Consider the following 12,598-nt stretch of genomic DNA (forward strand, 5'->3'; position numbering starts at 1 on the left):
TTTCAACTTAAAAAATAGCAAGGACCACAGCTACTCCCGTTCCGATTGCAAAAGCTGTTAAAAACGCTTCTGCCCCCTTTGAAATTCCTGACACGAGATGTCCTGCAATCAAATCACGAACTGCATTTGTAATCACCAAACCAGGGACAAGCGGCATCACAGAGCCGATTATAATTTTATCAAGCTCAGCCCCAACCCCTGTAATGATAAAGAGATAGGCGATCATTCCAATTAAAAAGGAAGCTAAAAACTCCGCAAAGAATTTGATTCGAACCAACCGGTGAAGGTAGATAAAAAAGGCAAATCCCACCCCTCCAGCAATACACGCTGGTAAAAAGTCCGTCCATGTCCCAAGAAACATGATTGTAAAACAGCCACTAGCAAGGGCTGCTGCAAGAATCTGAATCCAGATGGGATATGATAGATTCTTTTTTGAAAGCTCATCTAGCTCAGCTTTTGCCGCTTGAAGCGTTAAATCTCCGCTGCTAATTTTGCGTGAAATGCCATTTACAAGGGTTACTTTTTCTAAATCAGTGGATCGCTCATTGATTCGTATTAAATTTGTAGGTTCAGTCCCATTTGTTGAAAACATAATCGCCGTGGGCGTGACATAGCTATGGGACGTGAAAATCCCATATGCGGCGGCCATCCGGTTCATCGTATCCTCTACACGATATGTCTCGGCCCCGCTTTCCAGCATAATTTTACCCGCTAACAAACAAATCTCGACAATTTCACTCTTTTTTTCCATAATACACCGCTCCATGGTTAAAAAATTCACATACAGTAAAGCTTATATGAAAGACAGTCTAATAATCAACTTAAACTTCGGCAAACATGGGAATAATGGAAATTATTCTGGATTTATGATATATTCATCCATTATAGTACCTTTCAAAAAGACATGAATCAACGTGATTTTTTGAGTTTCAGTACAGGATAACGAAAGAGGTTATGGCCGTGGAAAATAATAACGTTTCAAATTTTATTAGAAATATCATAATCGACGATTTAGAAACAGGTAAACGCGATCATGTCATTACGCGCTTCCCGCCTGAACCAAATGGATACTTACATATCGGACACGCAAAATCAATCGTATTGAATTTCGACTTAGCAGATGAATTCAAGGGTAAAACAAACCTGCGCTTCGATGATACGAACCCTTTAAAAGAGGATATTGAATTTGTGAACTCGATTAAAGAGGATGTAAAATGGCTTGGGTATGATTGGGACGGACTCTTCTTTGCTTCGGATTATTTTGAGGAAATGTACAACCGTGCTGTTTTATTAATTAAAAAAGGTCTTGCGTATGTGGATGATTTAAGTGCAGATGAAATCCGTGAATACCGCGGAACCTTAACAGAGCCAGGTAAAGAAAGTCCATATCGTGACCGTTCGATTGAGGAAAACCTTGAGTTATTTGAAAACATGCGTGCCGGCAAGTACGAAAATGGTGAAAAGGTATTACGTGCAAAAATTGATATGAAGTCGCCAAATATTAATTTACGTGACCCTGTTATTTACCGAATTTCACATACCACTCATCATAATACCGGTGATAAATGGTGCATCTATCCATTGTACGCCTTTGCTCACCCTGTCGAAGATGCAATTGAAGGGGTAACCCATTCCATTTGTACGATTGAGTTTGAGGATCAACGTCCTTTTTACAATTGGGTTGTTGAGCATTGTGAAATGGAAAATACACCACAGCAAATTGAATTTGGCCGCATCAATTTAACAAATACTGTTATGAGTAAACGAAAGCTGAAACAGCTTGTTGAGGAAAACTTTGTGGACGGATGGGACGACCCTCGTATGCCAACCATTTCAGGATTAAGACGAAAAGGGTATACACCTGAAGCAATCCGCACCTTCTGTCGCGAACTAGGGGTTGCGAAAAACAACGGAACGGTTGATACACAAATGCTAGAGCATTTCGTTCGTGAGGATTTGAAGCTAAAAGCACCACGTACAATGGGAATCATCAATCCACTTAAAGTCGTGATTACGAACTATCCAGAAGGTCAAGTTGAAATGCTTGATGCGGAAATTAATCCTGAAAATCCAGAAATGGGAATCAGACAAATTCCGTTTTCACGTGAAATTTATATCGAACAAGAGGATTTCATGGAAGATCCTCCGAAAAAATATTTCCGTCTCTTCCCTGGTAATGAAGTGCGTCTAAAGCATGCATACTTCATCAAATGTGAAGAAGTCATCAAAGATGAGGATGGCAATGTAGTCGAACTTCGTTGTACGTACGACCCCGAAACAAAGAGTGGTACTGGATTTACCGGCCGTAAGGTAAAAGGTACGATTCATTGGGTTGAGGCTACACAAGCAGTTCCTGCAGAATTCCGTCTTTATGAGCCACTTATTTTGGATGAAGAAGAAAAAGAGGAAGAAGAGGATAAAACATTCCTTGATCATGTTAATCCAAACTCTCTTGAGATATTAAGTGGATTCGTTGAGCCAAACATGAAGGATGTAAAACCACAGGATAAGTTCCAATTCTTTAGACATGGTTACTTTAATGTAGATCCTAAACTCACAACAGAAGACCATCTTGTCTTTAACCGAATTGTTTCCTTGAAAAGTTCATTCAAATTATAAAAAAACTCGTGCCTTATAATCGGCACGAGTTTTTTTATATTAGGACTGATATTGAACCTGATGCAGATTCGCGAAGATCCCGCCTTTTTCAAGCAGTTCATCATGTCCGCCTTGCTCGGCAATACCATCCTCCGTTACCACTACAATACGGTCTGCATTCCGGATGGTTGCTAAACGATGCGCAATCACAAGTGTAGTGCGATTTTTGGCGAGCTCTGTCAATGCTTTTTGAATGATTTGTTCCGTTTCGGTATCTAAAGCTGAGGTCGCTTCATCTAAAATTAAAATTGGCGGGTTTTTCAGGAACATCCGGGCAATCGCAATACGTTGCTTCTGACCACCTGAAAGCTTAAGCCCTCTTTCTCCAACCTGTGTTTCATAGCCATCTGGAAGTCCGGCAATGAACTCCTCTAGATGGGCACGCTTTGCGGCTTCCTCGATTTGATCATCTGTTGCTCCTAACAGCCCGTACGCAATATTTTCACGAAGGGTTCCTGTAAAAAGGAACACATCCTGCTGCACGATTCCAATTTGGGAACGTAACGAATGCTTTGTCATTTTTCGAATGTCCATTCCATCAATTGAAATGGCACCAGCATCTACATCATAGAAACGCGGAATTAATGAACAAATCGTCGTTTTACCCGCTCCAGATGGTCCGACAAATGCGACTGTTTCACCTGCATGAACCTTTAAATTAATATTCTTTAAAACAGGACCCTGCTTCTCATCATAACCAAATGTGACATCGTCAAATGCAATATCGCCACGGAGATACGGGACTATCACCGCATCCTTCATATCCTCCACCTCTGGCTCCATATCGAGCAGCTCTGTAAAACGTTTGAATCCTGCCATTCCCTTAGGATATAACTCCAATAATGCACTGATTTTATCAATTGGCTTAAAAAGAACATTAACGTAAAGAACAAATCCGACTAGTTCCCCGTACGTCAGCTGGTCGTTAAAACTTAGCCATGCTCCGACAACTAGAACGATTAGCACAAACAAACGTGTCATTAGGTAAATCCCAGCGGATGTTGATCCCATTACCTTGTAGGCACCTAGCTTAGAGCGACGAAACTTGCGATTATCCACCTTGAATCTGGAAATCTCGAATTCTTCATTTGTGAAGGATTGTACCACTCGTGCCCCTGCCACACTGTCCTCGACCCTTGCATTGACATCGGCAATGTTGCTGTACATCGCCTTCCAGGCACGGTTCATACGAACATTTGAAAAAGCAATGAGCCAAATTAAAAATGGCACAACAATGATCGCAATTAACGCGAGCTTCACATTGATTGTTAGCATAATCCAAAATGCCCCGACAAAGGTCATAATCGCAATGAATAAATCTTCAGGACCATGGTGGGCAAGCTCCCCGATATCAAACAAGTCATTCGTTATCCTGCTCATTACATGACCCGTTTTTGTGTTATCAAAAAAGCGAAATGATTGTCGTTGGACATGCTGAAACAACTCCTGCCTCATATCGGTCTCAATATTGATTCCAAGCTTATGTCCCCAATAGCCAACGATAAATTGCAGGCCTGAACTGACAACATATAAGACTAACAATCCAATACTCACCCAAACGATTGCGGACCAGTTATTGGTTGGCAAGAGATCATCAATGAACTTTTGTACCGCAAGCGGAAAGAAAAGCTCTAAAAGCGCTACAATTACCGCACAGCTGAAATCAATTATGAACAACCTTCGATGTGGCTTGTAATATGTAAAAAATCGTTGAATCATTCTACTCTCTCCTTATGACATCTACCTATTTGGAATTATAAGCTGTATCACCTGAATTTGACAAATTATTTTGCCTCGCGAAATAGTTTGTTTTTAAGTGTCCCCTATTCATGTATCATGAAATTCTCACTAGATTCTATTTCATACCCTGTACTCTCTTGCGGTACATGACCAGCACCTTTTCCCGGCCACCCAAGACCAGCCCAACCCCCACATGAACGTCCTCCCAGTATCTGAATAGAATATAGGAAATCTAAGTAGGATGGTGAGCAAAATGGATATACCGACGATATTATCGGGGCCAATCCTGCGTCGTGTTGAGCCTTCTCAGATCTATATTTGGATTGCATTAAGAAAACGATTCAAACTCGGGGCAAAGCTCTTCCAAATTGAGAATTCAGATGATGCAAATTTTATATACCATGAAATTAATTGTGATTCAGAAACGACCACTTTTCGTGCAGGTAAACAACTTTATATCAGTCTTATAAAACTAACCCCACATGAAAATCAATTCCCAGTAAATTCTCTCCTGGGCTATAATCTCCTTTTTCAACAGAATTCTAAGATTCTTGACCTGAAAGATTTCGGTCTCCTTGGGAAGGATCAACCAAATGCCATCACATACGGAGATCTTTCATTTCCGAGTTTTTTTATACCGGACCCCTCCAAAAAACAAACCAATCTTCTGTATGGGTCATGTCGAAAGCTCCATGGAAAAGGTGCGGATGCTCTTAGTCAAGGGGACGAAACACTTGATAAGAATGTCCTAGACTGCGAGAAACGCCCAAGCACCTTGTTTCTCATGGGGGATCAAATATATGCAGACGATGTGCCTGATCCGATTTTTCCAATAATGGCGAAGGCCGGTAACAAATTAATTGGTAAACAAGAAAAACTAGAGGATATCGAGCCGCGTCTTAAGGAGAAACCGTTTAAGGAAGCATTTTACCAAATACGGGGAAGACAATTTATCATGGAAAGGTTTTGCAAGTTCACCTCCTCGCATGCCCGAAACCATGCGATGACATTTGGTGAATATGCTGCTTTATATTTACTGTCGTGGTCGCCAGAATTTTGGGATTCATTTGCCGATAAAGGGAATTTTCCCTCATTTGAAAACTACACCAAGAAAAAACAAATCTATTTCATTTACGAAGAGGAACAGAAAGATAAACGGAAGAAGGAAGAAAGGCTTTATAAAAAAAAATATGACGAGCATGTTGTAGATGTAAGGAAAACATATCAAACTCTTTCAAAGGTTCGAAGGTTACTTGCCAATATTCCAACATATATGATTTTTGATGACCATGATATTACCGATGATTGGAATATTAGCCACAATTGGAAGAACAGCGTATACCAATCAAATCTTGGAAGACATGTGATTGCTAACGGGCTTTTTGCTTACTGGTTGTTTCAAGGCTGGGGCAATAACCCTAGCCAATTTGATCATTCATTTTTACGTAAGATGTGGAAATATAGTAAAGCGTACGATTCAGCTTCATCCTCCCATCATGATTGGGAAGAGCTTCTTTGGAATTTTAACGAATGGAATTTTGTTGCACCCACTAATCCGACAGCTCTTTTTCTCGATACAAGGACACAGCGAAAATATGGCATCATTCCACTTCCTGTTTCTCTTGGACGAATTTTCCAAGAAAAGGAACGCCCTCCACAGCTCATTGGCGAACAAGGCTGGCAAACGGCTACAAATTGTTTATACAGCAGTGGATGGAAAAGCGGGGAACCGCTACTTGTTATTTCTCCGGCACCTGTATATGGGATTGGCCTAATCGAATCCTTTCTCACACAATATATCCAGCCCTTAAAAACAATTGGAGTGCCTGTTACGACTGCATTTGATTTTGAATCTTGGAAGTATGATGGGAAAGGCTTTACGGAACTTCTTTACCAAATCAAGGAGTGGAACCCAAAACATTGTTTCATTTTATCCGGAGATGTGCATTATGCATCGGCAGTTACAACCAATATTGAATTCCAAGGTGGAGAAAAGCTGCGCATCTACCAATTTACGAGCAGTCCAATGAACAATATGAGTTTTTCTGGATTCCAAGGCGGGTTGATGAAGGCGATTGTTACAATCAATGCGGCCAAACGAAGAAATAAAGAAATAAATAGATATTGTGATGAGACCTATGATATTGTGAAGCCAAAAAGAAATGACCCTTGTCCATCCAATTTTTCATGGAAAGAAAAGATCAGATATCTGTCAACAAACCAAGGTCCTATTATTGAAACCGGCAATAACATCGGACACCTCGTTCTCACTCCAACCACTGTCCAAAATGAGTTGCTGCAAAGCAACAATGAGATCCCCTATGCTCCTATTCAACTCTCATAAAAATAACCCCGTGCTAGCTTTCACACGGGGTTTCCTTCTTTATTTAATTGGCTTCTTCAAGAACCCGACCAATAATGCAGTTATAATCGTTCCAATGATAATTGCAAGTATATATAACATCCAGCTGCCTGATACGAATGGGATGACAAAGATTCCGCCATGTGGTGCCGGCAACCCGATTCCGAACAACATTGTTAGAGCACCCGTAACCGCAGAGCCGATCACTGCCGATGGAATAACACGTCCTGGATCAGCTGCCGCAAATGGGATCGCTCCTTCCGTAATAAACGATGCTCCCATGAAGTAAGCTGTTTTTCCAGCCTCGTGTTCTTGTTTTGTAAATTTATTTTTAAAGAGGGTTGTCGCTAATGCTAGACCTAATGGCGGCGTCATACCGCCTGCCATAATCGCTGCATGTGGCGCATAATTCCCTGCATCAATCATTGCGATACCAAATGTAAATGCGGCCTTATTAATGGGGCCACCCATATCAATCGACATCATTCCGCCTAAAATCAAGCCAAGGACAACCAAGTTCCCTGTTCCTAAGCTTTCAAGCCAAGTAGTCAAGCCGTCCATTACAGACTTTAATGGCCCGACAAGCACATACATAATTACACCTGTAATCAAGATTCCGAAGAATGGATAAATCAACACAGGCTTTAGCCCTTCGAATGATGATGGTAAACCTGAAAATATTTTCTTCACTAAAAGCACAACATAACCTGCAAGAAAACCGGCGATCAGTCCACCCAAAAATCCGGCTCCACCAGTTGTTGCCATCAAGCCGCCAATCATACCCGGAGCCAATCCAGGGCGGTCAGCAATGCTCATGGCAATAAACCCTGCTAGAACAGGTATCATCAATTGAAAAGCATTTGCGCTACCGATCGTCATCAATGCCCCTGCAATCGGATTATAGGAAGGATCCGCAGGGTCAGAAGCATGAATTCCAAAAACGAATGAAATCGCAATCAACAAACCGCCGCCAACAACAAATGGAAGCATGTTGGAGACACCATTCATCAAGTGCTTATAAAAGCCGCTTCTTTCTCCACCTTCTGCTTTTTGCTTAGTTGTCTGTTCGGCATGATAAGTTGGTGCATCCTGATTAATGGCCTTCGTTAATAATTCTTCTGGTTTGCGAATTCCTTGAGCAACCGGGACCTGAATTACTTTTTTACCATTAAAACGCGCCATTTCTACTTGTTTATCTGCTGCCACAATGATGGCCGCAGCTTCATCAATTTCTGCTTGGGTTAGTTCATTTTTCACACCTGTCGACCCGTTGGTTTCAACCTTAAAATCAATGTTCATCTCTTTTGCCTTTGCTTTTAGAGCATCAGCAGCCATATACGTATGGGCAATTCCAGTTGGACAAGCTGTTACCGCAAGAACCTTTTTCTGTCCTGCTTTTTTCTCAACAGGTGCCTCTTCTTGATTTGACTCATTTTCTTTTTCATTAATGACTTCCATAAGCTCATCTGGAGATTGGACATTCATTAACTTTTCACGAAAACCAGGATCCATTAATAGTGAAGACAAGCTAGATAATGTTTCAAGATGGGCATTATTTGCTCCTTCACTTGCGGCAATCATAAAAAATAAATGACTTGGTTGCCCATCTAATGATTCATAATCAATTCCGTTCGTTGAGCGTCCAAATGCAATTGCGGGTGTTTTCACCGCGGCGGTCTTCGCATGCGGAATCGCAATTCCTTCACCAATACCAGTCGTGCTTTGGCGTTCTCGTGTTAGTATTGCTTGTTTGTATTGTTCCTTATCTTGAAGTCTTCCGGCTTCATCAAGCTTTGAGACCAACTCATTGATAACATCAGTCTTTGAAGTAGAGGAAAGCTCGATAATGACTGTATCTTTCTTCAACAAATCCGTAATTCTCATGCTGTATGTTCCCTTCTATATTTTTTTCACCTGTACCTGTGAAATCAATTCGTTTATTTTTTCTTTCGTTGCAAGTCCCTCTGAATAAGCTGTTGCACTGCCGGCTGTCGCCCCAAAACGAAAGCTTTGAGTCACATCCTGATTCTTTGAATAGGAAGCAATGAAACCAGCTACGACAGAATCTCCAGCACCTACAGAGTTAGCAAGCTTCCCTTCTGGAATATTAGCAAAATAGACCTCGTCTCCCACAAACAGCAAACTCCCTTTGTCTGCCATCGAAACGATGACATGTTCTGCCCCCATGTCAATCAGTTTTTTTCCATAAGGAATCGCATCTTCTGCTCTTTTTATCTCAACACCGAAAATTTCTCCTAGTTCATGATGATTGGGTTTGATTAAAAATGGTCGGTAAGGAAGGACCTCGACTAATAAATCTTTTGTAGCGTCCACGACAACTTTTACTTCTTTGTCTTTTAAACTTTTGGCGACTTGTTGATACAAGGTGGATGGTAATGAAGACGGAATGCTTCCCGCAAGCACCAATACATCCCCTTTTTGAAACTGATTAAACTTCTCTAAAAGCTGTTCAAGCTCAGCAGATGTGATTTGAGGGCCAGCTCCATTGATTTCAGTCTCAGTATTTGAATGAAGCTTCACATTAATCCTTGTGTCACCTTCAACCGAAACAAAGTCTGTTTTAATGTTCCTTTCAGTTAAGGCATCCTCCAGAAATTTGCCTGTGAAGCCGCCTATAAACCCTAGAGCAACACTACTTACCCCGACGTTTTGTAAGACCGTGGAAACATTAATCCCTTTTCCACCTGGACTTTTTCGATCATTTTTGATGCGATTTAGTTCTCCTACCTTAAAATCATCTAATTCTATAAAATAATCGATAGAAGGATTTAATGTAACTGTGTAAATCATGTTGTCACGACCTTTATGTTGATATGTTCCTGATAGGATGTAAGTTCATTGTTTGTTAAACCGTCATCTGTTATTAAAAATACATCCTTTAATGAAGAGATTTTAGAAAAAGAAACCTCGTTGAATTTTGTGTGATCAGCTAAAATAAAACTTTCCTTTGCTAATCCCATTGCGGTTTGCTTAATCAGTGCCTCTTCGGGATCGGGGGTTGTTAAGCCGTACTTCACATCAACCCCATTCACTCCTAGAAAGCATTTATCAAACCGATATAAGTTCAAGCTTGATAAAGCGCGGCTCCCAATTAAGGCTTTCGTTTCTGGTTTCACAACTCCTCCTATTAGATAGGTTGTGATTCCTTTTTCAAGCAAAGGTTCGATTAAATTCACGCCATTTGTCACGACTGTTAATCCTCTATAATCAAGAAATGGAATCAGTTCCTGCGTTGTTGTCCCCGCATCCAGATAAATAGAGTCACCCTCTTGAATAAGTTCTGAGGCATATTTTGCAATTGCCCGTTTTTCTCTTATATTTTTTGTGGCTTTTTCTATATAGGTCGGTTCCATTCGATTTCCGTGGACTAATGAAGCCCCGCCATGGACCCGTCTTAATTTATTTTCATTTTCAAGATGCACGAGATCACGTCGGATTGTTGATTCCGATGAATTCGCTCTATCCATCAGCTCCTGAAGTTTCACAACACCCTGTTCCTTTAGTAACGACAAAATAAGCTGATGTCTTTCCGGAGTTAACATCCTGTCACTTCCTTAATGGATTGTACTCTCATTATATTGAAACCTTTTTCATAAATCAATCAAAAACATCCATTACCATTCAAATCCAATCACCTGAAAATTTTCCCCTCTTTCTTCAAAAAAGATTCTATTGTATACTAGGGATAATTGAATACAAAGGTTTTCTAGGGTTCCGTAGCTTAGAGCTAGTCTGGTCCAAGAGAAAACTCATAGCGAGCTCGCTATGCCACGGAGGGATAAAAGCCTGGGAGATTATACATTTGTTATAATCTCCTAGGCTTTTCCTTTTAATCCAAGAGAATAAAGGAGGAAATCATATATGAACTTGGAATGGGTAAAGGTCTTTTTAGCTGCATTCTTTGAAGTATTTTGGGTGATAGGTTTAAAACACGCAGATAGCTTTTGGACATGGACAGGAACCGCTATTGCGATTTATATCAGCTTTTATGCGTTAATCGCTGCTGGTAAAAAACTGCCGGTCGGAACGGCTTATGCTGTTTTTGTTGGGCTGGGTACAGCTGGCACTGTGATATCTGAAATTCTATTTTTTAATGAACCAGTCAAAATTACAAAGCTTCTATTAATTGGAGTTTTATTAATTGGAGTCATTGGGCTTAAGCTTGTTACAAAAGAAAAGGATACGGAAGGAGCTGAAGGATAATGGCATGGTTTTCTCTTATTATTGCAGGAATTTTTGAAATGTTAGGCGTCATGATGATTAACCAATTTCATAAAAAGAAAAACTGGAAATCACTTGTCTTACTCCTTGCCACTTTCGGCGGAAGCTTCCTATTTCTTAGCTTCGCTATGGAAACTCTGCCCATGGGCACCGCATATGCTGTATGGACCGGAATTGGAGCCTCAGGTGGGGCAATCTTGGGGATGCTCCTCTATGGCGAACCAAAAGACTGGAAACGATTTGTTTTTATTGCACTTATCATTAGTTCCGCTGTTGGTTTAAAAGTAGTGGGATAACTCAATCAGGGAGCCTTTTATCTGGCTCCCTATTAATCGACAATTTCCGAGGAAATACAACGAACCTCAATATTGGAATTTGTCTAAAAATGAGAAATAGTCCTTTAAAAAGCCATAAAAGATTTGTTCCGTTGGGAGCAATTTTCGCTCTTTGGGAATTATAACACCTACTGAACGGGTTACCTCTGGGTGTACTACCGGAAGCTTCACAGTCGAATGTGGAATATTTTCAATCAAGGTTATTTCAGGTATGATTGTGATCCCAAGTCCTGCGGACACTAGTCCCTTGATTGCATCAATATCCTCCCCTTCAAAGGAAACAGTTGGCTGAAACCCAAGCTGATTGCAAGCTTTTACAATAATATCCCGTAACACAAAGCCATTAGGAAATAATACAAATTGTTCATCCTTTAACTGACTTAGACTCAATGACTTATTGGATGAGAGTGGATGAGAGCGATGCAAAAGCGCCACCATTCTATCGGTAAACAAGGTCGTTCCAATCAATTTCTTTTCTTGGTTTGGCACAGGACCAAGCAAGGCCATATCGATTTCACCCGTTTTCACTCGCTCAACTAATGAATAGTAATTACCTTGTGACAAGGAAAACTTCACTTCTGGATGTTTGTCTCGAAATGCAGATATAACTGTTGGCAGTGTATGAGCAGCTAGGCTACTAGGAAATCCAATCCGAATCGTCCCTCGTTCAGGATCCAGATATTCTTCAATCTCACGTTTTGCATTATCTATTACATTTAATGCCTGCTCGACATGATCTAAGAAAACTCTTCCGATCGGCGTTAATTTCACATTTCGTCCATCCCGTATAAATAAATCGACACCTAATTCGGATTCAAGATTGAATAACTGCCGGCTAACCGCAGATTGTGCAATATGCATGGAATTTGCTGCTTCTGTTACATGTTCTCGCTTTGCAACTTCAATAAAATAGGTCAGTTGTCTAAGTTCCACTAGGCTTCCCCCTCGATTCATCTAATTTCGGCATCGTTTATATCTTTTATTTATATTGTTTAGATTAATTATTCATTATACAATAATTAATATCAAGAATTAACAAAAAATTCATTGTCCGTTAATTTTGGTTGGAAAATTTGTGTTCAAAAAGAGGTTAAAAAGGACCAAGAATTTCAAGGCGGCGCAGCTTCGAGTACCGGAGCGTATGTAGTTAATACGTGAGGAACGGAGGAGCAAGCCAACCCGGAAATTCGATGTGTCATTTTTGGCCGACTTTTTGAACATCCTCTAAAAATATATAGCAAAGAAAGGGTGAATATACACG

At 40.6% G+C, this 12,598-nt stretch carries 10 protein-coding genes and 1 riboswitch; of the genes, 4 read left to right on the forward strand and 6 right to left on the reverse strand.

The window, feature by feature from the left end; all coding sequences use genetic code 11:
• Positions 1-7: 7 nt before the first annotated feature.
• The gene (locus LKW28_RS05425; RefSeq protein WP_229139326.1) at positions 8-751 is read right to left on the reverse strand and encodes a threonine/serine exporter family protein; all 744 of its coding nucleotides are present in this window, start codon (positions 749-751) and stop codon (positions 8-10) included.
• Positions 752-954: 203 nt separating this feature from the next.
• On the opposite strand from LKW28_RS05425, the gene LKW28_RS05430 reads away from it, so the two are divergent.
• Positions 955-2,619, forward strand: coding sequence for a glutamine--tRNA ligase/YqeY domain fusion protein (locus tag LKW28_RS05430; RefSeq protein WP_267497881.1), 1,665 nt, complete (start codon positions 955-957; stop codon positions 2,617-2,619).
• A gap of 39 nt (positions 2,620-2,658) precedes the next feature.
• Here LKW28_RS05430 and LKW28_RS05435 read toward each other — a convergent pair whose 3' ends face one another.
• Positions 2,659-4,377: an ABC transporter ATP-binding protein gene (locus LKW28_RS05435; protein ID WP_229139328.1), complete on the reverse strand. Its 1,719-nt coding sequence runs from the start codon at positions 4,375-4,377 to the stop codon at positions 2,659-2,661.
• Positions 4,378-4,651: 274 nt separating this feature from the next.
• Between LKW28_RS05435 and LKW28_RS05440 the strand changes: the two genes are divergently transcribed.
• On the forward strand, positions 4,652-6,742 hold the full coding sequence (locus LKW28_RS05440; RefSeq protein ID WP_229139329.1) for a hypothetical protein: 2,091 nt from the start codon (positions 4,652-4,654) through the stop codon (positions 6,740-6,742).
• A 39-nt stretch (positions 6,743-6,781) separates the two neighbouring features.
• On the opposite strand, the gene LKW28_RS05445 is transcribed toward LKW28_RS05440, so the two are convergent.
• Genes LKW28_RS05445 through LKW28_RS05455 form a run of 3 tightly spaced genes read right to left on the reverse strand, consistent with a single transcriptional unit; the run spans position 6,782 to position 10,323 of the window.
• A complete protein-coding gene (locus LKW28_RS05445) occupies positions 6,782-8,644 on the reverse strand; it encodes a PTS fructose transporter subunit IIABC (protein ID WP_229139330.1) in 1,863 nt (620 codons plus the stop codon).
• A 15-nt stretch (positions 8,645-8,659) separates the two neighbouring features.
• Entirely contained in the window at positions 8,660-9,571 is a 912-nt protein-coding gene (gene pfkB / locus LKW28_RS05450; protein ID WP_229139331.1) for a 1-phosphofructokinase, read from the reverse strand.
• The gene (locus LKW28_RS05455) at positions 9,568-10,323 is read right to left on the reverse strand and encodes a DeoR/GlpR family DNA-binding transcription regulator (protein WP_229139332.1); all 756 of its coding nucleotides are present in this window, start codon (positions 10,321-10,323) and stop codon (positions 9,568-9,570) included. Before LKW28_RS05455 ends, pfkB begins: the two co-directional genes overlap by 4 nt.
• Positions 10,324-10,476: 153 nt before the next feature.
• A riboswitch (guanidine-I (ykkC/yxkD leader) is annotated at positions 10,477-10,576 on the forward strand.
• A 66-nt stretch (positions 10,577-10,642) separates the two neighbouring features.
• Between LKW28_RS05455 and LKW28_RS05460 the strand changes: the two genes are divergently transcribed.
• Both LKW28_RS05460 and LKW28_RS05465 read left to right on the forward strand, forming a co-directional pair.
• Positions 10,643-10,984 (forward strand): multidrug efflux SMR transporter, encoded by a 342-nt coding sequence (locus LKW28_RS05460; protein WP_324255009.1) that lies wholly within the window; start codon positions 10,643-10,645, stop codon positions 10,982-10,984.
• The gene (locus LKW28_RS05465; protein ID WP_229139333.1) at positions 10,984-11,298 is read left to right on the forward strand and encodes a DMT family transporter; all 315 of its coding nucleotides are present in this window, start codon (positions 10,984-10,986) and stop codon (positions 11,296-11,298) included. Before LKW28_RS05460 ends, LKW28_RS05465 begins: the two co-directional genes overlap by 1 nt.
• A gap of 66 nt (positions 11,299-11,364) precedes the next feature.
• Here the strand turns inward: LKW28_RS05465 and LKW28_RS05470 are convergent, their stop codons facing one another.
• Positions 11,365-12,270 (reverse strand): LysR substrate-binding domain-containing protein, encoded by a 906-nt coding sequence (locus LKW28_RS05470; RefSeq protein ID WP_229139334.1) that lies wholly within the window; start codon positions 12,268-12,270, stop codon positions 11,365-11,367.
• Positions 12,271-12,598: the final 328 nt, after the last annotated feature.

It is taken from the genome of Bacillus sp. REN16 (assembly GCF_020731355.1).
In the GTDB taxonomy this organism is placed as follows: domain Bacteria; phylum Bacillota; class Bacilli; order Bacillales; family Bacillaceae_L; genus Ferdinandcohnia.